The 22742-nt window shown below is 43.5% G+C and carries 17 protein-coding genes; 8 read left to right on the top strand and 9 right to left on the bottom strand.

Translation table 11 applies throughout. The annotated features are described in order from the left end of the window. Positions 1-686: T9SS type A sorting domain-containing protein (locus tag B7P33_RS15310; protein WP_141402498.1), on the top strand; the 686-nt coding region annotated here is incomplete at its 5' end. 309 nt (positions 687-995) lie between these two features. On the opposite strand, the gene B7P33_RS15315 is transcribed toward B7P33_RS15310, so the two are convergent. After that, entirely contained in the window at positions 996-1649 is a 654-nt protein-coding gene (locus B7P33_RS15315) for a hypothetical protein (protein ID WP_097443054.1), read from the bottom strand. Positions 1650-1939: 290 nt separating this feature from the next. Between B7P33_RS15315 and B7P33_RS15320 the strand changes: the two genes are divergently transcribed. After that, positions 1940-2674, top strand: coding sequence for an energy transducer TonB (locus B7P33_RS15320; RefSeq protein ID WP_097443055.1), 735 nt, complete (start codon positions 1940-1942; stop codon positions 2672-2674). Between the two features lie 10 nt (positions 2675-2684). Here the strand turns inward: B7P33_RS15320 and B7P33_RS15325 are convergent, their stop codons facing one another. After that, the gene (locus tag B7P33_RS15325; RefSeq protein ID WP_097443057.1) at positions 2685-3581 is read right to left on the bottom strand and encodes a metallophosphoesterase family protein; all 897 of its coding nucleotides are present in this window, start codon (positions 3579-3581) and stop codon (positions 2685-2687) included. Positions 3582-3719: 138 nt separating this feature from the next. Between B7P33_RS15325 and B7P33_RS15330 the strand changes: the two genes are divergently transcribed. Further along, on the top strand, positions 3720-6104 hold the full coding sequence (locus B7P33_RS15330) for a GAF domain-containing protein (RefSeq protein WP_097443059.1): 2385 nt from the start codon (positions 3720-3722) through the stop codon (positions 6102-6104). A gap of 75 nt (positions 6105-6179) precedes the next feature. On the opposite strand, the gene B7P33_RS15335 is transcribed toward B7P33_RS15330, so the two are convergent. Both B7P33_RS15335 and B7P33_RS15340 read right to left on the bottom strand, forming a co-directional pair. Then, positions 6180-6557 carry a VOC family protein gene (locus B7P33_RS15335; RefSeq protein ID WP_097443061.1) on the bottom strand — a complete coding sequence of 126 codons (378 nt, stop codon included), beginning with the start codon at positions 6555-6557 and terminating at the stop codon, positions 6180-6182. 33 nt (positions 6558-6590) lie between these two features. Next, positions 6591-7802: a Pycsar system effector family protein gene (locus B7P33_RS15340; RefSeq protein WP_097443063.1), complete on the bottom strand. Its 1212-nt coding sequence runs from the start codon at positions 7800-7802 to the stop codon at positions 6591-6593. Between the two features lie 33 nt (positions 7803-7835). Between B7P33_RS15340 and B7P33_RS15345 the strand changes: the two genes are divergently transcribed. Continuing rightward, positions 7836-11555 (top strand): metallophosphoesterase, encoded by a 3720-nt coding sequence (locus B7P33_RS15345; protein ID WP_097443540.1) that lies wholly within the window; start codon positions 7836-7838, stop codon positions 11553-11555. Positions 11556-11619: 64 nt separating this feature from the next. On the opposite strand, the gene B7P33_RS15350 is transcribed toward B7P33_RS15345, so the two are convergent. Next, a complete protein-coding gene (locus tag B7P33_RS15350; protein WP_097443065.1) occupies positions 11620-12153 on the bottom strand; it encodes an ORF6N domain-containing protein in 534 nt (177 codons plus the stop codon). Positions 12154-12286: 133 nt separating this feature from the next. Beyond that, the gene (locus tag B7P33_RS15355) at positions 12287-13150 is read right to left on the bottom strand and encodes an SdiA-regulated domain-containing protein (RefSeq protein WP_097443067.1); all 864 of its coding nucleotides are present in this window, start codon (positions 13148-13150) and stop codon (positions 12287-12289) included. A gap of 149 nt (positions 13151-13299) precedes the next feature. On the opposite strand from B7P33_RS15355, the gene B7P33_RS15360 reads away from it, so the two are divergent. From B7P33_RS15360 to B7P33_RS15370, 3 genes are all read left to right on the top strand, one after another. Beyond that, positions 13300-14952 (top strand): solute:sodium symporter family transporter, encoded by a 1653-nt coding sequence (locus B7P33_RS15360; RefSeq protein WP_097443069.1) that lies wholly within the window; start codon positions 13300-13302, stop codon positions 14950-14952. A gap of 67 nt (positions 14953-15019) precedes the next feature. Beyond that, entirely contained in the window at positions 15020-15256 is a 237-nt protein-coding gene (locus tag B7P33_RS15365) for a hypothetical protein (protein ID WP_097443071.1), read from the top strand. A 3-nt stretch (positions 15257-15259) separates the two neighbouring features. Then, entirely contained in the window at positions 15260-15550 is a 291-nt protein-coding gene (locus B7P33_RS15370; RefSeq protein WP_097443073.1) for a type II toxin-antitoxin system RelE/ParE family toxin, read from the top strand. A gap of 210 nt (positions 15551-15760) precedes the next feature. Here the strand turns inward: B7P33_RS15370 and B7P33_RS15375 are convergent, their stop codons facing one another. Then, a complete protein-coding gene (locus B7P33_RS15375) occupies positions 15761-16861 on the bottom strand; it encodes a DUF4407 domain-containing protein (RefSeq protein ID WP_097443075.1) in 1101 nt (366 codons plus the stop codon). Between the two features lie 306 nt (positions 16862-17167). Here B7P33_RS15375 and recQ point away from each other — a divergent pair, with 306 nt between their 5' ends. Next, positions 17168-19327 carry a DNA helicase RecQ gene (recQ, locus tag B7P33_RS15380; RefSeq protein ID WP_097443077.1) on the top strand — a complete coding sequence of 720 codons (2160 nt, stop codon included), beginning with the start codon at positions 17168-17170 and terminating at the stop codon, positions 19325-19327. A gap of 1 nt (position 19328) precedes the next feature. Here recQ and B7P33_RS15385 read toward each other — a convergent pair whose 3' ends face one another. Both B7P33_RS15385 and B7P33_RS15390 read right to left on the bottom strand, forming a co-directional pair. Next, on the bottom strand, positions 19329-22157 hold the full coding sequence (locus B7P33_RS15385; protein ID WP_097443079.1) for a M56 family metallopeptidase: 2829 nt from the start codon (positions 22155-22157) through the stop codon (positions 19329-19331). Beyond that, entirely contained in the window at positions 22154-22525 is a 372-nt protein-coding gene (locus B7P33_RS15390; protein WP_097443081.1) for a BlaI/MecI/CopY family transcriptional regulator, read from the bottom strand. Before B7P33_RS15390 ends, B7P33_RS15385 begins: the two co-directional genes overlap by 4 nt. Positions 22526-22742: the final 217 nt, after the last annotated feature.

The raw sequence follows: 22742 nt of genomic DNA on the forward strand, positions 1-22742 counted from the left end.
ATGTAGAGCAGGAAGCCTGTCCGATGAACTCCGGTCTAGCGGTATTACCGCGAGATCAAGAGGTAGGTTACCAACCAGGTACGGAAATAGAGGCCTGTATTGGCGACGACTTCCATATTTGGATGTATATGCAGTTGGAGGCCTTGGGCGATCCAAGTGCGGAGGACTACTCACAATGGATGTTTACCTTCACCTTACCGAACGGACAAGAGGTGGTACAGGCTGATCCCGAGAATGTACAGAACAACCTCTACTGTAAGGAGAATATAGACCAGACCGATTTTGGAACCTATAAGATCAGTTGGAAGACCCCTGAGGGTTGTACCGGGGAGAGTTCGGTTACCTTAACCCTTTCTGGCGACTGCGAATCGGGCAAGAACGCCAGTGCCACCGGAGCTACGAGTCTGTATCCGAACCCAGCCAGATCTAACAGTGTGGTGACCTTGAGTTTGAATACCCCATCGAAGGGTAGCCAAACCGGAAAAGGGTTGACATCTGGAGGTGAAAAGGTATGGTTGAGTATCTATAGTATCGAAGGCCGTATGGTAAGTCCGGCCCGATCCTATCAAGTGTACCAAGGCGAGAGCGATGTACAGTTCAACACCCGAAACCTAGCTCCGGGCAAATATATTGTCAGGGTCATAGGCAACGGCTGGATTGACAGTAAGCATTTGATCGTCCGATAAGGGACTATTAGGTTAACACCTAAATAATATTTAGCCGCTCGGAAAGCCATTCCGGGCGGCTTTTTTTATAATTCATTCCTTCTTGATGATTTGTTGTAAAAGTTTTAGGCTTTTTGAAAAGACTATAGATAAGGTAAATATTATGGGCAATGGAAGCTTCATATAAAAGCCATCCTGTATATAAAAAAGAATAAATAAAAGGATGGACGAACTCCCGAATAGGATGTTTCCTAAAAACAAGTAAGCTACTAATAGGTTTTTATAAAGACTTAGTTAAGTATTGACCCCTAAAGTTGTTGCAGTAATGAATTATTCCTTTACTACTACCATATTGGCAATGGCTCCTTCTGAAAGGTTCCACTTATTGGAATAGATAAGTTGCCCTTTATCGTCGTACACATCTATTTGTGCCGTGTTGGGCGAAGAGCTTCCTTCGTTAAGGGCCTCAAAGGTAATATGGTTAAAGCCAGGGTTTAATTCAATATTGACCCCTTTAAAAGCAGCGGTCAACATCATGTTATGGTCAACTACGTGGCCGTTGGCCGAAATTTTCACCCGATCGCCATCTACATACTCGTGATCCCTACAAACTACACCCACGAATTTGCCGCTACTTTTTACTTCTCCTAAATAAGAGTCGCCAAAATATCGGGCTTGCCCCTTAAACTTTTCTTCTACACCCAATCGCGGGTTTATCTTCATATCTTTCCCTGGGTTTACCAATTCTCTTTCAGGTAACATCTTAATGGGATTCTTAAGCATGTCTTCTAAATTAAAGGGAGAATCTACGTTACTATCTTCTGTAGAAAGGGAAAGATTAGTTGAACCTAATGAGGTATTCGGATTATTATCCGGCAAACTTTTATTGGCTTCGATTTTTAAGGGTACCAAGCCACCATCGGTTTGGGCATGGACTCCCATTACCGTGGCCAAAGTTGTAAGACCGAACCAAAATGCCTTCATAATTCGAATGGTTTACGCGATAAAATTAACCAAAAATGATGCCGAGTATTGTCCCTAGGCTGTTAAATTGATGGTAAATATAGATGGGTGTTTGCGGTAAGTGGCAATTTTTCAAAGGGTTAGGAGTGCCGTTTGCTGGTCGAAAGCATGACTTTTGTCATGGTTTTCATGGAGTGTGATCTGTACTTTAATGGTCGGAAATAAAGATAAAAAGCAAACTATTTATTGTCGGTTTACCGGCAAAGCCTTCCGCCTCGCGGAGACCTATAACAAACTATAAATTAAGAGTCATGAAACCTAAAAAGAATCCCAATGTAGATTTGAACAGAAATAGTGGCCTCTATTTCGTAATCGGTTTAACCCTCGTTTTGTTTTTGACTTGGAGGGCCCTAGAACTTAAGACTTATGACAAAGAAATCGTAGTAGAAAATGTACTCGATGCCGAAGATGTCACGATTGAAGAAGTGCCTATTACACAGACCATTAAGACCCCGCCGCCACCGCCGCCGGTCGCTGCCCCTCAAGTCATTGAAATCGTTGAAGATTTAGAGGATATAGAGGAGACGGTCATTGAAAGTACCGAAGCTGATCAAGACGCTGTAGTAAGCGATGTAGTGGTAGATGTAGATGATGTAGAGGTGGGTGAGTCTTTTGAAGAAATAAGCGTGCCTTTTTCCATAATTGAAGATGTTCCCATTTTTCCAGGGTGTGAAAAAGGGGATAACGAAGCCAAAAGAGCTTGTTTCAAAAAGAAAATTCAAGAACATATTGCCAAGAACTTTGAATATCCTGGCATGGCTAAGGAATTAGGGATACAGGGTAGGGTATTCGTACTCTTCACCATAAACTCACAAGGCCATGTTAGTGGTGTTAAAAGTAGAGGGCCAGATAAATTACTGACCAAAGAAGCTGAACGAATTATTGGATTGTTACCTAAAATGAAGCCTGGTAAACAACGTGGAAGACCGGTAAAAGTACCTTATTCCATTCCAATTACCTTTAAACTGAAAAAGGGCAGAATTTAAGCCAACTAAACTAGCCCAGACGGTAATCCTGCAAAGGTTGCGGACCTTCTAAAATGGTTCGAGACACTTGCAGGGTTCCGTCTTTTTTTGTGGTTACATGCCATTTGATCAAAGTTATTTCTCCCGATTCGATTTCAATACCCGTAATACTTCTGGGGTGTACACAACTTCCGTCATTAAAAAACGGAATCTCGCCCGGTTCCGGAAAACGTGGCCTGTGGGTGTGGCCAACAACCGTTAACAACATATTATTGGCCAAGATCCATTTTTTCAATCTTTTCTCTACTTTAATCAATTCCCGGTAGTTTTTAGCCGGAGAAGTGGGGTCTGCAATTCCTACGATTTGCAGGGGTTTCCAAAGTATGCGTACCAAAAAACGTCCCCAGCGCCAAAACTCATAGTTCCACCAATCGGCTTGGTGCCCATGCAAAAGAAAAACTTCTTGTCCATGATCTTCATGTTTCAGCACTAAGGCTTCATGGTAGGTCAAACGTTCCATAAGGGGTTTGTCTTTCCCATCAATGGGTTCAAAAAAGGAAGACAAGTGTTTTTCTACAATCTTGGGGTTTTTATATACCATGTCGTGATTGCCCCAAATCATGTGTAAACGCCCGTTTTGGTGAAACTTACGCAAGAGCATGAACACATTCTTGTGGGCCTCGAAAATGGCCTTGAAATTTAGGTTCTCCCAGAGTTCGTTGCCATCGCCTAATTCGAAATAGGTAAATCCTTGGTCGTAATAATGGCTAAGGGCATGGAAATAAATATTTCTGTTATTCGCAAAATCGTCGGCGAAACTGTTGTCCCCCCTGTGGCAATCGCTAAAGAGAACGATTTTACTCGAATCGTTGAATGCAATACGTTGGGCATGGGTATAGGCATTTGTCAGGCGCTTCCGAGACGACATATTGTTTTTGCCTTAAAGCTACAAAACCCATGCTAATGGAGGGGCAAATGGTCGGATCTTTTCGCCTACTGTAGCCTAAGTCACCTAAACCCTTGGCTTTTTTTGTAATTTTGTCCTTTCGGTTAAGACTATTGATATATGCATAAACTATCGGCACACGAGAGTCCCATGATATGTTCCATAAGTTTTCACAAACTTTTGGAGCAATACGATGTTATGGCCCAAAGCGAGACCCCTGGTTTGGCCGAAAGAGCGAAACGGATTTTAAAGTCCCAAGAACCATATCCCTTTTTTAGGGATGGGTTTACCGATGTTTCCCTTTTGGAAAAACATGAAGATGTTGTAAAATTGATGTTGCAGGATTGTTTTTCCGAAGTCTTGACACATAACGAAATTAAAGCGGCGTCAATTCCGTTCAACGATTTTGTTTTTAACCGTTCAAAACGGTTTGAAAAAATATTGGAGCATGCAGGTTCAGATTTTGAATTGAAGATCAGAAACATGCCCGACCATATGCACTATCTGATAGCGGCCACCGTTATCTTGAAGGCGCATTATGGGGCCAAGGCCGATTTTAAACGACCCTTGTTTTTCGATATACCCGATGCCAATGGGGTTATGCGGCACTATCGGATCATGTACAATGCCGATTTTATGGAGATGATCCCCACCGATAAGGCCAAAGATCTTTCCGAAATCGATATTCAGGAACTGTTGGAGAATTACGACGATCTGGCCTTATGGCAAGAAAAAATTCCGCCCAATAGTTTTATAGCAAAAGGTTTCGTAATCTGTAATATGTTCGATGTTACTGCAGATCATGCCATTTCCGAGATCAAATCAAAATTGATTTCGAATTCAGAAAAGAACAGCAGCGATGATCATGTAGAGGATATGAACCGTGTGTTCCGCTCTTTTTTCGAGTTGCCCGACCTACAAGTGGGTTATATTCTGTATAACTACGAAGAACAGGCGTTCGAAAAAGTGGGCATGGGAAAAAAGAAAAGCATGCAGAGCTTTTTAATGGCTACCGATGAACGCATGGATTGCCAAGATTCCTTTTGCCAACATTCCCGCAAGAAACTTCTTGAGAATGGAGAGTATTTCGTTATCAGTAACTTAGATTTGGTGCCGGACCCCAATCCGTTTCCGATTTATGATAATTTACGGTCTAAAGGGGTAAAAAGTGCCATAATGGCCCCCATAAGCGGTGAAGACGGGCAACTGTTAGGTCTTATGGAATTGGTGTCCAAAGAACCCAATGCCTTAAATTCGGTAAATGCCCAGAAATTGAACGATATTATGCCGTTTATCATCTCAACGGTACAACGTTCTATAATCGAAGAAGAAAATTTAATCGATGCCGTAATCCAACACGAATGTACCTCGGTACACCCCTCAGTGCATTGGAAGTTTAAAAAGGAGGCCAAAAGGTTTATCATGAGCCAACTCGATGGCGATGAACCCCAGTTTTCCGAAATGGTTTTTGAAAATGTTTATCCGCTTTACGGTCAGATAGACATTAAGGATTCATCCAAATTACGAAATGCAGGGATCCAAAAAGATTTGATCATTCAACTTACCGAAATAGGTTCGGTACTCAGAAAGGTGTGGGACGAAACCCAATTGCCTGTGTACGAAGAATTGTTGTATCGGGTCTTTAACCATATCGAAGAAATTAAGGAAGTGCTGTATACCAGTAGTGAACAGACCATTTTCGACTTTATTACCGATGAGGTGAATCCGGTACTTGACTATCTAAAGAAAGATAATTCTAATTTCAGGGATCTAATTGTTGACTATGAGTCGCATATTGATACCACTACAGGTATGTACTATGATCATAGACGTAATTACGACGAAAGTGTAACTATGATCAACATGAAAATGGCCGGCATCATGGACAAACGCCAGGTGGCTGCCCAAGAAATGTTCCCACATTATTTTGAACGCTATAAAACCGATGGGGTAGAACACAATATGTTCATTGGGGCTTCAATTTCGCAATCAAAAGCCTTTAATCCGTTGTTTTTGAACAACCTACGATTATGGCAACTACAGGTAATGTGCGAAATGGAAAATGCCCACTACAACCTGAAGAACCAGTTGGCCGTACCACTAGATGTAGCTTCGTTGATATTGGTCTATAGTACCCCGCTTTCCATTCGATTCCGTATGGATGAAAAACAATTCGATGTAGATGGCACCTATAATGCACGCTACGAGGTAATAAAAAAGCGCATCGATAAATCGTATATAAAGGGTACGAACGAACGCCTGACCCAAAAAGGTAAGCTTTCCATAGTATATTCCCAAAAGAAAGACGAAACCGAATACTTGCGCTACATCCGATTTTTAATGGCCAAAGGCTATTTTACCAACCAGGTAGAGATATTGGAATTAGACGGCTTACAAGGGGTATCGGGTCTTAAGGCCATTCGGGTAGAGATTTTGTACAAGACCGACAAGGATTCTGAAAAAACCTATACATACGAAGACCTTATGAAGGCCTTGGAAGAATAGCGAAGTTTCAATTGGAAATATCCTTTTTTGTCTCTGTCAATATCCTAATCTTGAAATATTGTGTAAACCAATCCATTACCCTACCCGCCAAGGTGGGTTTTTCCTGTTTACGCCCCCATAGAAGAGAATGAGTTTATTGCCGTCGGGATCACGTAATCGTGCTTCGCGCCAAAGCCAACGCCTATCTTCGGGTGCTTCGTCAAAAACGATACCTTTTGCCTTTAATTCGGCCACCATTTCATCTAGACGATCACTTTCAAAATAGACCGAAATGCCCTCCCCTTGGGGTAATTCATCTACCAAATGAATGGAAAAAGTAGCATCGCCCTCGGGCAGTTCAAAGCGGGCGTAATGGGGTGGGGCATCTACGATTAATTTCAGTCCCAGCTGCTTATAAAAAGGCACCGAAACCTTTAGGTCTTTGGAGGGTACCGTAATCTGATTGAGGTTCATAGAAAGTTCTTTGATATGATGGTAAATGCAGGTTTACGGCTGTACAATGGGATTGGCCTCGGGCCCTGCCAGCTGAAAAGCCACGACAAAACTGACCAAGGACAGAATAATGCCGATCATAAAAATGGTATAGGTAACGCGTAGGATCTTGTATTTCCGATCCAAGACCTTGCCCAGAAAATATAGATCCATGGTAAGGGACGAATACACATATTCCTTGTCTTGGGCCAATTCGTTCATGGCCCACTGGTAATCGTCTAAAGGCATTTTATGAAAATTACCGAAAAACAAAAGGTTCACTTTTTTATCGGCTACATCTTTTTTGGTGAACTTACCTTGGGTTACATTGGGCCGGGTGGCAATTATGGAGAGTACCATGGAGACCAAGGCGAACGAAATATAGATTATGGTCGGGGTAATCAAATAAGCGTTGCTGGGGTTGTCCAGTTTCGGCAACATATTGGCCAATACCAAAGAAATGATCAAGGCGTTTACCGAGAGTAGAATATTGGCTTTTGAGTCGGCAATATCACTTAATTTCAAATGGTTGCGCATGGTAACCCGGTACATGGTCTGTACCCCACGATCTGGGCTATCGCTCTTATATTTGGCTTTTAGGGCTTCCTTTTTGGCGATTTCCTTTTCGGCCCTTTGGGCCTTTTCGGTTTTTTCGTGCTCCATGATTCTTATATTGGCCTCCTTTTGGGGTTGCCATACTTGCTGGGCGTAATCTGTATAGAAGGTGTGCTCCTTTAGGGTTTTAATATTGAGGTTGCGCCATTTCTTTTTACTGTAATCGGCCTGACCCAAAACGGCCAATTCCTTCCGCAGTATTTCAGAGGTTTCAAAGAAATTATCCTTGCCAAAATGCGAGGTATCGGCATCTTTGATCAATTCCTCATCAAAATCAACTGGGCTATGGTCCATACGGGTGGCCAAAATCAATTTTTTAACCCTAGCTATAGCGTCAACATCCAAACCTTCAGCGGTTAAATAGGCTTCGGCTATTTCGCAACCTAAGGCTTCATGGTTCTCCTTGCTTTTTAAATAGCCGGTGTCATGGAACCAAGCTGCCAATAAAAATGGGGTTTCCTTATCCTGTAGACCATAGTGGTCAATCAAATCTTTAGTATTTTTAACAACCCTTTGGGTATGGCGGAGGTTGTGATACAGAAAATCGGGATCGAGTTCTTGGGTCAATAATTCCGTAACATGTTGTTTAGCTTTTTCTATAAGTTCCGACATAAGGATAGGTTTAGCCTTGTTATTGACAAAATTATGGTTTATAAATATATAAAATCGGTTAGGAATGTTTTTGGTCTGTTTTCCTGCCTTTTACTTACGGCCTGTGCTACCTATGCCCCGCAATTCGCAGGTGATAATGGGTTGCCCGTGCCCGAAGCGGAAAAAACCGTTTCCCATACCTTTTATCTTATAGGTGATGCCGGTAAATCGCCCATGGGGCAAATGAATCCGGTTTTGAAAGCCTTTAAGCAGCAGTTAAGCGAAGCCGATCCTAAAAAAAGTACGGCCCTTTTTTTGGGCGATAACATCTATCCGGCCGGTTTACCCGGAAAAAGCAAGGAAGGTTATGCCCAGGCCAAACATAATCTCGATGCCCAATTACGGGCCACCGATGGGTATAAGGGCCAAGTGGTTTTTATTCCCGGTAACCACGATTGGTATGCCAAAGGGTTAAAAGGCTTGGAACGGCAACAGAAATATATAGAAGACCATTACGATAGTAAAGATGTTTTTCAACCCCGTAAAGGTTGTCCCATTGAAAAAATCAATATTTCCGACGATGTGGTGGTAATTGCCATAGATACGGAATGGTTCGTTACCGATTGGAACCAACACCCCACCATTAACGACGATTGCGAGATACGTAGTAGGGCCGCTTTTTTTGATGAGATTAAAAGTTTGTTGAAGAAAAATGCTGCCAAAACCACTATTTTGGCCATGCACCACCCCATGAGTTCCTATGGGCCGCATGGCGGACAATTTTCGGCCCGACAGCATTTGTACCCTACAGGGGGCAGCGTACCCTTACCCATTATCGGTTCTTTGATCAATGTGCTGCGCCGTACCACCGGTGCCGCCAGCGTAGATGTAAACCATCCGCGTTATCGGGAGTTGCGCAAACGTATTTATACTTTGGCCCAACAGTCGGAAAAGGTGATTTTGGTTTCGGGCCACGAGCACAGTCTACAATATATCGTTGAGGCGAACATTCCTCAGATCATTAGTGGGGCCGGTGCCAAAAAAAGCGCTACCAAAAAATTGAACGGGGCCCAGTTTACCTATGGCAACCATGGGTATGCCGTATTACAGGTTTTTTCCGATGGATCTAGCCGCGTCGATTTCCATGCGTTGGATAGTGCCGATAAAGATCAACTGGTATATAGCACCGAAGTATACCCACCCAATAAAAAGAACGATGCCGCGGTACATGAGAACTTTCCAGATTATTATATGGCCTCGATCTATAGGCAAGATGAAATCGAAAAATCGGGCACGCATTCCTTTTTATGGGGTGATAGATACCGCGATGTTTATGGTATAAAAGTAAATGCACCTACTGTTCGTTTGGATACCTTATTCGGCGGGTTGACCCCGGTGCGTAAAGGGGGCGGAAACCAATCTAAATCGCTGCGCCTCGAAAACCCAGAAGGGAAACAGTACGTAATGCGTGCGCTTCGAAAGGGGGCCGAGCAATATATACAGGCGGTGGCCTTTAAAGACCAGTATGTGGTGGGCGATTTTCAGGGTACGACTACCGAAGATCTATTGGAAGATTTTTATACAGGATCCCATCCTTACGCGCCGTTTGTAATTGGTCCTTTGGCCGATGCGATTGGGGTATACCACACCAATCCGGTCTTATATTTTATTCCAAAACAGGCCGTTTTGGGGCGTTTCAATCACGATTTTGGCGATGAATTGTATATGATCGAAGAACATGCCGGAGATGACCACGATGACCAAGCCAGTTTTGGGCATTCCAAAAAATTGATCAGTACCGACGATCTTATCGAAGAGCTTCGTAAAGACGACGATATATTGCTCGATAACAAAGCGTATATCCGCGCCCGTTTGTTCGATATGGTGTTGGGCGATTGGGACCGGCATAAAGACCAATGGCGTTGGGCCCGGATAAAGGATAAAAAAGCTGGAAAGGTAATTTATAGGCCGGTACCCCGTGATCGGGACCAAGCCTTTTCGGTCATGGGCGATGGTTTGTTGATGCAGGTCGCTACCCGAATTACCCCGGCCTTAAAATCGATGGAGGGTTTTCAGGAAGAGATACGCAACGTAAAAGGCTTCAATACCGCTGCCTATGCCATGGATATGGTCTTGCTTTCCGAAACCACCGAAGCCCAATGGCAGGCCGAGGCCGAATATATTAAATCGCATTTGACCGTAGCCGCCATAAATGAGGCCTTCGAAAGTTTCCCGGAAGAAGTGCGGGGTGAAACTATTCATCAAATCAAGCGAAAGTTAAGGGCCCGAACCGAATACCTGCCTCAAACGGCTGCAGCCTATTACCATATTTTAAACAAGTATTCGGTAGTGGCAGGAACCGATAAAGACGATTGGTTCGAGATTGAACGTTTGGTAGACGGACATACCAAGGTACAAGTGCACCGTATTAAAAATGGGAAAAAAGGAGAAACCTTCTTTAGTAAGACCTATAACCCGAAACTGACCAAGGAGCTTTGGGTATACGGTCTTGACGATGATGATTATTTTGAGACCAAAGGAGAAAAAACGGGGCGTACCCGAATTCGACTTATCGGTGGGCTCAATAATGATGTTTATGATATCAATGGCCAAAACCGGGTAATCGTTTATGACCATATCAGTAAGGTGAATACCTTTAAGAATATGGATGGCGGCCGTATGCGGCTCACCAACGATTACAATACCAATACCTACCAGCCCCAAAAGTTTAAGAACAGTACTAATTTAGTGGTTCCGGTAATGGGTTTTAATCCCGATGATGGTTTTCTATTAGGCGCCTCTTGGACCAATACCTTTAATGGGTTTCGAAGGAACCCTTTTACCGAACGCCATAAATTTTCGGCGGCCTATGCCTTTGCCACCAATGGTTTTAACTTGGGCTATGAGGGTGAGTTTGCCCATATAATGGAGCGTTGGAACCTGGGCTTCGAGGCCAAGTTTACCAGTCCGTTTTATACCCAGAATTTTTTCGGCTTCGGAAATGAGACAGAGAACCGTGAAGACGATCTTGGGGTTGATTATTACCGTACCCGATTGGAGTCTTTCCGAATGAGTCCTTCCTTGATATACCGTGGGCAATTGGGTTCTAAATTCGCTTTGGGTCTGGCTTATGAAACCATAGAGGTTGAGTTTAACGAGGATCGTATTATCCCGCTCTTTATAAATCCTGCCGACGATATGCGTCGGTCTTTTTTGGGTTTGGAAACCGAATACAATTATAAAAATAAAGACAATCGGGTATTCCCGACCATGGGCATGGAGGCCGAGTTAAAGGCAGGGTACAAAACCAGTGTAGACGATATCGCTGGAAGTTTTGGTTATATAGTGCCGTCTTTGGCCTTCGATTATAGGATCGTTCCCAGTGGTCAATGGGTACTGGCCACCAAGTTCAAGGGCCATTTTAATATCGGTGATGGCTATGAGTTTTACCAAGCTGCTTCCATTGGGGCCAACGATGGGCCTCGTGGCTTTAGAAACCAACGGTTTACCGGGAGGTCTTCTTTCTATCAAAAAACCGATTTGCGCTGGAACCTAAAAAAGGTGCAGACCACCCTGATACCGATTTCCGTGGGCTTTTTCGGCGGATTCGACTATGGAAGGGTATGGCAACCTGGGGAAGACTCCAATAGTTGGCATCAAAGTTATGGCGGCGGGTTCTTTATCAATGGTTCTGAACTGATCGGTGCTCGATTTTCGGTATTCGGCGGGGAAGAAGGCACTAGGGTAGCCTTTGGCCTTGGGTTTAATTTTTAGGGATAGTAGGTTAGTGAGATAGTGGGGCTTGATGAATAGTCTTGGATTTATTGATTAATGGAGGTTATTTCTTGTACCCAATTTTGGTGCGTGGCTTTTTTGGTCTTTCCAGTTTAGAGTTTAATTCGTCGAGATATTCGAAAACGAGTTCTATGTTTTTACTCTGATTACTTAGCTTCTTTTTAATCTGTTCGATCTCAAGCTTTAGGTTGAGGTTATCTGTTAGGACTTTCCTGATTTTAGTGAATACCCTAATGATTTGGATATTTACACGTATCGCTGTCGGACTATTAAGGACACTCGATAGCATAGCAACTCCTTGTTCGGTAAAGACCATTGGAGCGTAGCGAAGCCCCATTTTGTCCGATGCATTGGAGGTGCCAAATTGGCTCCTCCAATTTTCGAGTTCCATTTTATTTAGTTCAAACATAAAATCTGCAGGAAACCTTTCGATATTTCTTCGGACTTGTCTTTTAAGTTGTTTCGTTTCTACTTGATAAAGCTCGGCTAAATCTCTGTCCATCATTACCTTTTGGCCTCTGATAACATATATTTTACCCGTGATGACTTCTTCTGAAATAATAATACCCTTGCCCATATGATTTAAGTAGAGTACTAAATTTAGAGTAAAAAAAAGGAAGTTACAATAATGGTATTCAACTTATAACTAGTGCTTTGTCAATTCTGACTTTCCCTCTCTACCTTTCTAAAGAAAATTTCATCGAAACAGGCTATTCAAGACTATAGGTATACAACTTACGTCCGGTTTTGTGATTTTCCTCATCGGCAATCAATACGGTATTTTCATCTATAAAGACCACAGCTTCGGTCTGGGTAGGGGCCTGTAAGTATTGGATCTTTAGTTGGCCTTGGGTGAAATCGTCCCCATTAAAATCTGAAAAGAGCCAAAGGGTACCCGAACCTAACAAGGCCACTTGCTTGCCCGAAGGTGAAATGTCGGCTCCGGTAATACGACAGCTATGTTGGTCCATACAGGTGATAAAGGAACCGACCAATTGGGCCTTATGATGCCCAGCTTGGGCCGGTACTTTGTATATTAATGCCTTACCCGTAAACGGATCGGCCCGGTTTTTAGTGATGATAAAAAAATGTCCGTCGCGGTAAAAGAAGGCTTCGGCATCGAAGAGGAGGTCTTCTTTTTTCGGTGGGAATTTTCGTTGTTGTGGGTACTCAAAAGTGATTTTTTGAGCTTTCAGTTTATCCTTCTTCCCGTTTGGGGCCGTCAATTTGTAAATGGTGAGGTCTTTCCTTTCGTTATCGTTGTTGCCAAAGTCACCAATGTATAGATTACCCGCTTCGTCCTGGGCCAAGTCTTCCCAATCGTGGTTTTGAGCATGACTAAGTTTATAATCGCTAATCAATTTCCCTTCTCGATCCAATTCGTACAATTTATCGGGATTTCCTTGATCTTGGATTATCCATACCCGTTTTCCATCGGGGGATAAGGCTAATCCTGAGCTCTCTTTTAAGGTCTTGGGCAGCTTGTGTTCCGCTAGGGGTTTTTGGGCATACGGACTGCAATTAAGCAATACAAGGGGAAAGAATAACAGGATACTTTTTAACCAGACCGACATACACTTGAGTTTTGACAAAAATACGTCAAATACCACGGGTTACATACCCGAGAATGCGAAAACGTTTTCGTGTAGACCAACACCCAACCAGGGCTTTTATATGACATAAATTCCCCTATATTTACCTAGTTAACCAATTCGTAAACCTTATGTTCTCCGTATTCTCATTTGTTGGATTTACCCTTTTAGTGGCCGTAATCGCCTATTTGGCCACGCGTAAAACGAATGAAAAAACTTCGGATGGTTACTTTTTGGGCGGGCGAAGCCTTACCGCCGGTGTTATCGCTGGCTCGCTTTTATTGACCAACCTCTCAACGGAGCAGATCGTAGGTCTTAACGGTAGTGCCTACAAAGATGGGTTGTCGGTTATGGCCTGGGAAACCCTAGCGGCCATCGCCATGGTGGTCACGGCTATTTTCTTATTGCCCCGTTACCTTAAAGGCGGATTGACCACCGTGCCCCAATTTTTGGCCGATCGCTTTGATGTGAGTACCAAGACTATTACCTCGGGTCTGTTTTTAACGGGCTATGTGGTGGTATTACTTCCGGTAATTTTATATTCGGGATCAGTGGCCATTAGCGGCATGTTCGATGTGCCTAGTTTGCTTGGGGTTTCTGATAAGACCGCCTTGGTAATCTGTATTTGGGGTATCGGGATCATTGGGTCGATTTATGCTGTTTTTGGCGGACTGAAAGCAGTTGCCGTTTCCGATAGTATAAATGCTATAGGCCTAATGATAGGCGGGGTATTGATTCCCGTATTCGGACTTATGGCCATTGGCGATGGAAGTGTGTTCGGCGGATTGGAGACATTGATGAACGCCCAGCCAGAACGTTTCGATTCAACCGGTAATCACGGACAAGAAGTACCGTTTACTACCATTTTTACAGGGATGATGTTGGTGCAGCTGTTCTATTGGGGTACCAACCAACAGATTATACAACGGGCCTTGGGGGCCAAGAATTTGGCGGAAGGGCAAAAGGGTCTGTTATTGGCTTCATTCTTAAAGATTTTAGGCCCTGTGATTTTGGTATTGCCGGGCATGATCGCCTATTACTATTTTGAAGGCGGCTTGGCCAGTAGCGATTTGGCCTACCCGGAATTGGTAAAGGAGGTACTTCCGCCGGCTTTGGTTGGCTTCTTCGCGGCCGTATTGTTCGGGGCGATATTGAGTTCTTTTAATAGTGTTTTAAACAGTTCGGTTACCCTTTTCGGTATCGATATCTATAAACAACATATAAATCCGGAAGCCTCGGAACCAACTGTGGTTAAGTACGGAAAGGTGTTTGGGGTTTGTCTAGCCTTGGGCGCCATGTTTATTGCTCCAATGATAGCCAATGCCGGAAGTTTGTTCAATTACCTTCAAGAGATTAATGGGATTTATAATATACCCATTTTAACCATTATCGTTGTGGGATATCTTACCAAAAGGGTGCCTGCCATTGCCGCTAAGGTGGCCATTTTCTTGGGTTCGGGCCTTTATATTTTGAGTCAGTTTATCATTAAACCCAATTTAGTGAATAGTGCCTTGGAGGAAGCCAAAGCTGCAGGAATCACGGACGAGGCCGCCCTAAAATTGGTAGAGGCCGATGCCTATCCGCACTTTTTACATGTAATGGCCTTGTTGTTTTTGCTTAATGCAGGAATCATGCTGTTAATCGGAGCCCTAAAACCCCGAGAGACCGATTATGTACAGGCCTATACCGAGCAAGTAGATATTCAACCTTACAAACATGTTAAGGCCGTTGGTATTGCCATTTGCTTGGTGGTGATCGCTATTTATGTGGCTTTTGCGAAGTAGGCCCATACTCTAGATTTTATTAAGCTTGCTGTAAAATTTGTACCTTTAAGTAAGAAATTTTACTGTTATGGACTTGCAGGCTGAGTTGAAATGGATACATGAAGAAATAGACAAAGTAAATGACCCTACCTTAGTTAGGGCTATAAAGGCTATTTTGATGCAGCGTCATAAGGTTCCTGGAAATGATGTACTTCGGGAAACATTGGAAACCTATAATAAGGAAATTGACCGGGCCAATGCCGAAATTGATAAAGGCGAATATCTAACCCATGAACAAGTAAAGAACTTGACCAAAGAATGGTAGGGTATGCGGATTGTTTGGTCTAAACAAGCCGTTCTTCAACTAGAAAAAGCTTATCAAGACATAGCCTTGGATTCCATACAAGCGGCCGCTAAAGTAAAGGATGATTTACAAGAAAAAATTGCCGGTCTTTTAGATTTCCCCGAAAGATATCCTTTGGATAAGTTTCGAAAGAACAACTCCGGTAAGGTCAGGGCTTTTGAAAAACATCGTTATCGAGTGGCTTATCAGGTAGAGAAAGATCACATTCGAATATTACGAATAAGACATACTAGCATGTTACCCCTGGATTATTAACTGTTTGAGTATTTCAGTACGTGTTTAAAAGTATGCCGTTGATAGCTCTAGTAAATCTGGAATATACGGACTAGAGCCCCTCACCCCCAGCCCCTCTCCCAGAGGTAGAGGGGAGTAAAAACGGAGTTGATTAATAAAAAGTAAGCCCGTTATTAGAGCGATACCCTATTAAAATATCCAATATTCAATCGTCAATAATCAATTAAATAGTCACAGGCTTTTTAATTGCACTTCGTGGAATTTATCTGCTTGGGCCTTGAGTAGGGCTTCTGTTTGTTGTTTTTTGTGGCGGTATACAGCTTCCTCTTCCCGTATTTCAGCGTGTATTTTTTGGCTTAAGGCCTGATCGGTGGCCAATACGGCTTGGCGCTCCCCCACACGTTGTTCGGCCCAGACCTTAATGGCACTTTCCTGTTCTTCCAACTTGTAATCATAGGGCCCCTTGGACGATAAGAGCTTGGCGATTATGGGAGCGGTTTCAATAGCCAAAAACAATAAAAAGATGAATAGAGAGGGAAGTAGGGGTAATTTGTTCAAGGCATTGATACGGGCCATTAAACCGTCTACCCCGTCAATGACGGGTTGGGTTTCGGTAACTTTTTGATCGTAGTTTTGGTTAAGATCCGCGATTTTGGCCTCCAGATCGGCAATCTTGGCTGTATTGGTTTCCCGTAGTTCGGCCAAAGCGGCCAATTCGGCATCGTGTTTTTCCCGTTTTTCCTTATACACCGGGCCTTTACCTACGATTTCGGTACCCTTTCTTCCTTCGGCCTCGGCAATATAAGTCTCGTATAGGGCATTGACTTCCGCGGCTTTGGTGGCCGTTTCATTTTTTAAACCTGTGATCTGTTGTTCTAACTGGGTAATGGTAGGGCTAAATTGCTGGGCCAGTTGGGCTTGGTTATCCAAGGTCATTTGGTTCTTTTCTTCCAAAAGCACCTGGTCTATTTCCTTTTCGAAAATTTTCAACTCCAAAGGTTTCGAAATGACTACGGCTATAATGATGGCCAAGATTATTCGTGGGGTGGCCTGGAGCATCTCACTCTTAAAAGAATCTCTTTTTTTGATAGTCGATACAATGAAGCGGTCGAGGTTAAAGATCAATAGGCCCCATACCAAACCGAAGAAAATGGCCGTATAGACATTGTCAAAAACCGTATAGAGGGCATAGGCACTGGCAATAAAGGCCATAACGGCGGTAAAGAATACCGTGGCACCTATACCGGCATATTTGTTGCGTTCGCCGGCCGGACAGTCTTGTAATAGCTCGAGGTCTGCACCAGAGCAGATCAGAAAAAATTTTTGGATCATAATGTTCTTGATTGATGATGATGAATGCGACCCCAAATGCATGGGGTTCCTTATCAAGAACGGCAAATTTTTGCGGAATCGTGCCTGGGTCGACGGAAAAGTAGGGTTTTTAGGGGCATTTTAACATTTTTATGCCGAGGGTTAGTAACTGGGCCATCTATGAGAGCGGTTGAAGGAACAAATGATGTCCTATTTCTTTTTAAACATATACAAGGAATTTAAAACCTACACGGTTATTTATGGTGTTGTTCTTCAATTCATCGGATTTTAGAGGGCTCCGTTTGGACCGATTTAGTACATTCGAATATGGTTAGCACAGAGACGATTTACAATACCCTAACCCATCATTTTGGCTATGATAGGTTCCGGGAGGGACAAGAAGCTATCATTACCCATTTCCTTGCCGGGAAAGATGGTTTGGTGATTATGCCCACAGGGGGTGGTAAATCGATGTGCTATCAGTTGCCGGCTTTATTACAAAAGGGAACGACACTGGTGGTATCGCCACTGATCGCCTTGATGAAAGATCAGGTAGATGCCCTAAAGACCCATGGTATTGCGGCTGCTTTTTTTAATAGTAGCCAGACCGAGATGGAGCAAGCACAAATTTTGGAAGCTGTAAAGGCCCACGAGTTAAAATTGCTTTATGTGGCACCGGAAAGTTTGGCTTGGCTGGAAAGCGTTATGCAACCCGATTATATTTCGGCCATTGCCATAGACGAGGCCCATTGTATTTCGGCCTGGGGTCACGATTTTAGGCCTTCTTACCAGCAATTGGGGTATTTAAAGCAACGCTTGCCCCAAGTACCCATTTTGGCCTTGACCGCTACGGCCGATAAGGCTACCCGTCAAGATATTCTGGACCAATTGGGTATAGGCCAGGCAAAACAATTCGTTTCTTCCTTCGATCGGCCCAATCTGTTTCTGGAGGTCCGGCCCGCCGACAAACGCCTTCAACAGATAACGACTTTTATTCGAAAACAACCCGATAGTAGTGGTATTATCTATTGCCTAAGTAGAAAAACCACCGAGACCTTGGCCGATAAGTTGGTGGGGCAAGGTTTTGATGCGGCCGCCTACCATGCCGGCTTGGAATTTGCCGAAAGGGCCCAAGTACAGGAGGATTTTGTGCATGACCGTACCAAGATTGTTTGTGCCACCATCGCTTTTGGCATGGGTATAGACAAGAGTAATGTACGTTGGGTCATCCACTACAATATGCCCAAGAATATAGAGGGGTATTACCAAGAAATCGGTAGGGCCGGGCGCGACGGACTACCTTCGGAGGCCTTATTATTCCATTCCTATGCCGATGTGATCCAACTACGCAAGTTTATGGAAGGGGCTACCAACGAAGAAGTGCAAGAGGCCAAATTGGACCGAATGAAGCAATTTTCGGAAGCTACCAGTTGCCGGAGGAAAATATTGCTCACCTATTTTGGCGAGGCTCGGGAAGAAGATTGTGGCCATTGCGATGTTTGTTTAGATCCACCCAATTTTTTCGATGCTACCGTTTTGGCACAAAAGGCCCTTTCGGTAGTGGTGCGCACTGGCGAAAAGGAGGCCATGGGTACGGTAATTGATGTGTTGCGGGGTGCGCGTAATGCGAATGTATTGGACAAAGGCTATGATAAGGTGCGTTCGTATGGGGTAGGCAAGGACGTATCATGGCGTGATTGGCAGCATTATTTGATCATGATGATCAACCAAGGTGCCATGGAAGTCGCCTATAACGAACATGGGGCCCTAAAATGTACTGAATTCTCCAAAAGGATTCTTTTTAAGGGCGACCCCATTCAAATAACCCGCCCACAAGAAGGCGTGGAAAGAAAACGATTGGCCTTGGCCAAGAATAGCGTACCGGAATTGGATGCCGTAGGGGCTGGGCTTTTTGAACGCTTAAAGGAATTGAGGGGGCAACTGGCCACAGCCGAAGGGGTACCGGCCTATGTGGTATTTAGTGATGCCAGCCTAAAGGATATGGCCTTACGCAAACCCGGTAACGATGCTGCTTTTTTAGAAGTATCGGGGGTTGGTCAACATAAATTGACGCGTTTTGGGGCCGATTTTTTACAATTGATTCGAGATTTTGCCGAAGCCGAGGGGGTGTCCTTACATCTGGGTGTACCCAAAACGACCAAAACCAAAAAGGCTAGAAAGTCGAACAAACGCCCCACGCATTTGATGAGTTATGATCTTTTCCAAGCAGGGAAATCCGTTGATGAAGTAGCAGAGAACCGGGGTTTTGTGAAGGGGACCATCGTGCAGCATATCATAAAAGCCCAAGCCGAAGGTCTGCCTTTGGATCGAGATCGGTTGGTAGCTAAAGAAACCCTGGACCGGTTACGCGAGGCCAATTCTGAATTGGGTAACCCAATGACCTTAAAAGCCTACTACGATTATTTTGAGCAGCAGATAAGCTATGATGATATCCGTTTGGGTTTATTGGTGTTGGAAACAGAATAAACTATTCTCCTAGGGTAATTTGAATGGGTCTGTAATCAAATTCCGTTTGATCCGATTTGAAGTCAAAGAGCAAAATTTTTGCCCCAGTTGGCGTCCCGTCAATGGCTTTTTGAGCTGCATTCGTCAACTGGTTCCCTGAAATAGTAAAGGTGGATAGTCCCGGTATCTTTAATTTGAAGGACGTAGTTCGACCGGATTCCATTTCCAGTTTTAGGTTCTTGATTTCTTTTTTATTCAGTACTAATGTCTTTTCATTCGATCCATTCAGCCATAACTTTTTTTTAGATGCCCAATCGATTTGCTCCTGGTTGTGGCTAGGTGGTGGGGGTAACAATGTATAGGTCTCAAATTCCCCACCAACATCAAATGAGAGTTTGTCTTGATCCGATAAGGCCTTGTAACGTTTTAAGGTTTTTTCGTATTGTTTTGAAAAGGCACGTTGTTGTACTTGGGATAGCTCTGTATATGAAATAGGATAGGTGTCGTAAAAAGTACCCAATAACTCGATTAAGGAATGACGTGCTTTAAAGTAGGCATTCAGTTTTCTGTTTTTTGGGCTGATGAGAACTACTTCATTAGCCGGTGGCATGGCCATTGGTTCTTTATGGGCATAGTGGGTAATGTTATAGCCTTTTAGGTGATGCGCACTATGGTCATAATCAATGTCAGTAATATCTACCATACGCTGTTGGTGGAAATGGATATCTAGGGTAGTTTGTTTTTTTTTATCTTCCGGAATTTGGGATAAGAGTGCGTTCAGGGTTGTGGTGATCGCATTTTTTTCAACGGCTGTACCGTTTATCTCCACTTTCCCAAGTTGGCTTACATCGACCCGGATGCTAAGTGCCGGTTGTTGGCTTGGAGTACTTTTTAAAGTCTTCTCGTCATTGTTTTGGCTGGCTTGTGTATTAGGGCTACCGGATATTTTGTTTTTTGGAATTTCTACACCTTCTTGGTTTACATAAGCTTCTTGGTTTGGTTTTAGCCCAAATGAAAGATCGATCCAAGCGACACCCTTTCGACCACTAAGGGCAATGCCTTTATCGGTTTCAGCCAGGCTAAACTCGAAATAGGCCAAATCGGGGTCGTTGGCCGACTTGGGCTCTTGGGGGTCTGCCATACCATAGGCATCGATCAACTGATTAGAACGATTGTCTAGGTTGAATGATAAGGTTTTCCAAGCACAGCCTTCAAGGCAGGTCATAGCGATACCTTTTTCGGTTTTTTGCATGAGAATGCGAAAGGTGGTTGTTTCTTTTTCGGTACCGTTTTTTGTTGGTGTCGGCGGCTTGTTTGGCGGGGTTATCCCATGTTTTTCCCTAAGATGTGGAGGAATGGCGTCGTAATCTGAACGCGCCATAAAATAGGCGATCTGTAGTTCGTCGTACAAGCTTGGGTCGGGGTTGGCCCTATACCTACTTAAAAGACCTTCGTACTGTTGTACGGTAGATCGGTATTGGTTTATTGGGGCGTTTGTAAACGTTTGTTCAAAGCCATCTTGGGTATACAGACTTACCTGATGGGGTTGGGGAAAACGTTTGGATCTGGCGTTTTTGTAAACCTTGCTTTGGATATAGTGTGTTATATCTTCTAAGCTATATTGGTCTAAGGATGAATTGGGTATTACCTTACCATTTAACCATAGTGCGTATTCGTTATGATTCTTCCAAGATTCAAATAATTCGGCAGTTGGTGCGGTCGGTTCTAGCATGGATTCCTCATTTATTTGGAATGGGAGCTCCGGTAAGCTTGTGGCCTTGGATTTTTGTTCTGAGGACATTTGACCATAAATAGCCATGGCCTTTTTGTAATCACCTAAGTTTATATTGAGTTTACCCTGGGGCGTACTAAAACCTTTAAGCAGGTTTTCGAAGATATCTAGCAGCTCTTTTGATACCCCATCTTGTGGCACCTTGCTTTCGGTTTGCTGCGCTATGGGCATTGTTGAACTATATTCTATTACGGTTTGGGTGGTAGAGAAACCATAGACCAACAAGACCAGTAAGGGGATGATTAACCCATAGGATACGATGTTTAGGCGGGTGTTTTTCGATTTATTCATTTGAACGAACCTTTTCTTTAATGAGGGATAGTTGATGGTACTACCCAAAACAGGTCTGTGTTGGGCATAGGAGAGCAAAATGTTTTGATAGTTGTCGATATTTCGGTACCGATTCAGCACTTCATTGTCGGCCAAAAATTCGTGATTAAGCTTTACCGTTCTTAAGGCCAGATAAATGAAAGGGTTGAACCATAGCACTAGGGCCAACAGCTCTAACAAGAAAACATCGTAGCTGTGTTTTTGCCGGGCATGTGCTTCTTCATGGGCAATAACCTCTTGGGGTATTTCATTTTTTAAATAAGAGAACCTATCAAAGAATAGCCAATTAAAAAATGAGAATGGGACTTTTAGGTCTATGGGAAGAATATGAAGACTTTTTTCTGTTTTTTGAACCGGATTGGTAGTTTTTAAATGTATAAGTCGGCCACAGTTGAGAGCAAACCTGACCGACATAAAGAGTACACCCAATATATAGATTACCGGAAGGAGGTCAATCAATCGATCCCAGAACGAAACCGCTACCGTTTCTGGCAAGTAGGTGGTTTCTTGGGCTGGGAAGCTTTCTATGGGGTGGGTGTTAATGGGCGGAAGGTTAACAAATTGGGTAAAAGTGATCAGCGGAATGGAGAATGCTATAGGCCACATTAACAGTAAATACCAGCGTTTGATTTGGTGGTTGGGGGTATTTTCCAACAGGGTTTTGAACAATAACCAAAAACCTAGGGCACAGGCCGATACTTTTAGCAGGTAGATTAGAAAAATGATCATTGTTGGTCTAGTTTGTTGTTGATTAGGCTGCGTAACGATTCCAACTCTTTTTTGCTGAGGTTGGAAGTGTTGGTGAAAAAAGATACGAACTGGCTCGGGCTATTGTTGAAGAAATTTTGAACTAGTCCGTTCAGTTGCTTTGAAAAATAGGCTTCCTTGGTCACCAAGGGATAATATTGGCGTGAGTTCCCGAAAAGGGTATACCCCACGAACTGCTTTTTCGCCATTCGCTTTAACATGGTGGCCAAAGTGGTGGTGGCAGGCTTGGGTTCGGGATAAGCTTCTAAAAGATCTTTCATAAAAGCTTTTTCCAATTGCCATAAATGGTTCATTAGTTCTTCTTCCGAGGCCGATAATCCTTTTTTCATTTCTACAAGATTAGAGTATGCTCTACAAATATAGAAATAAAAACAAGCTCTACAAGTGTAGAGGTTAAAAATGTAGAAACACAAGCAAGCTGTATATTACCGTGTTAGCGATTGAACGGCATGTTTGAGCTCTTGTGCCCTATCACCAACTAGTGAACCCCATGGTTCGATTTTGGTGGATTTTTAGGCTGGTATGGTGGCCTATGCACAAAGCGAG

This window comes from Sediminicola luteus, assembly GCF_002514735.1.
GTDB lineage: Bacteria > Bacteroidota > Bacteroidia > Flavobacteriales > Flavobacteriaceae > HQA918.

What these genes read in the sequence shown, in the direction of transcription:
- B7P33_RS15390 (WP_097443081.1), bottom strand. Translation starts at nt 22,525, where the DNA reads ATGAAAAAAGGATTATCGGCCTCGGAAGAAGAACTAATGAACCATTTA.
- B7P33_RS15365 (WP_097443071.1), top strand. Translation starts at nt 15,020, where the DNA reads ATGGACTTGCAGGCTGAGTTGAAATGGATACATGAAGAAATAGACAAA.
- B7P33_RS15320 (WP_097443055.1), top strand. Translation starts at nt 1,940, where the DNA reads ATGAAACCTAAAAAGAATCCCAATGTAGATTTGAACAGAAATAGTGGC.
- B7P33_RS15345 (WP_097443540.1), top strand. Translation starts at nt 7,836, where the DNA reads ATGGTTTATAAATATATAAAATCGGTTAGGAATGTTTTTGGTCTGTTT.
- B7P33_RS15375 (WP_097443075.1), bottom strand. Translation starts at nt 16,861, where the DNA reads ATGATCCAAAAATTTTTTCTGATCTGCTCTGGTGCAGACCTCGAGCTA.
- B7P33_RS15350 (WP_097443065.1), bottom strand. Translation starts at nt 12,153, where the DNA reads ATGGGCAAGGGTATTATTATTTCAGAAGAAGTCATCACGGGTAAAATA.
- B7P33_RS15340 (WP_097443063.1), bottom strand. Translation starts at nt 7,802, where the DNA reads ATGTCGGAACTTATAGAAAAAGCTAAACAACATGTTACGGAATTATTG.
- B7P33_RS15370 (WP_097443073.1), top strand. Translation starts at nt 15,260, where the DNA reads ATGCGGATTGTTTGGTCTAAACAAGCCGTTCTTCAACTAGAAAAAGCT.
- B7P33_RS15360 (WP_097443069.1), top strand. Translation starts at nt 13,300, where the DNA reads ATGTTCTCCGTATTCTCATTTGTTGGATTTACCCTTTTAGTGGCCGTA.
- recQ (WP_097443077.1), top strand. Translation starts at nt 17,168, where the DNA reads ATGGTTAGCACAGAGACGATTTACAATACCCTAACCCATCATTTTGGC.
- B7P33_RS15325 (WP_097443057.1), bottom strand. Translation starts at nt 3,581, where the DNA reads ATGTCGTCTCGGAAGCGCCTGACAAATGCCTATACCCATGCCCAACGT.
- B7P33_RS15335 (WP_097443061.1), bottom strand. Translation starts at nt 6,557, where the DNA reads ATGAACCTCAATCAGATTACGGTACCCTCCAAAGACCTAAAGGTTTCG.
- B7P33_RS15330 (WP_097443059.1), top strand. Translation starts at nt 3,720, where the DNA reads ATGCATAAACTATCGGCACACGAGAGTCCCATGATATGTTCCATAAGT.
- B7P33_RS15385 (WP_097443079.1), bottom strand. Translation starts at nt 22,157, where the DNA reads ATGATCATTTTTCTAATCTACCTGCTAAAAGTATCGGCCTGTGCCCTA.
- B7P33_RS15355 (WP_097443067.1), bottom strand. Translation starts at nt 13,150, where the DNA reads ATGTCGGTCTGGTTAAAAAGTATCCTGTTATTCTTTCCCCTTGTATTG.
- B7P33_RS15315 (WP_097443054.1), bottom strand. Translation starts at nt 1,649, where the DNA reads ATGAAGGCATTTTGGTTCGGTCTTACAACTTTGGCCACGGTAATGGGA.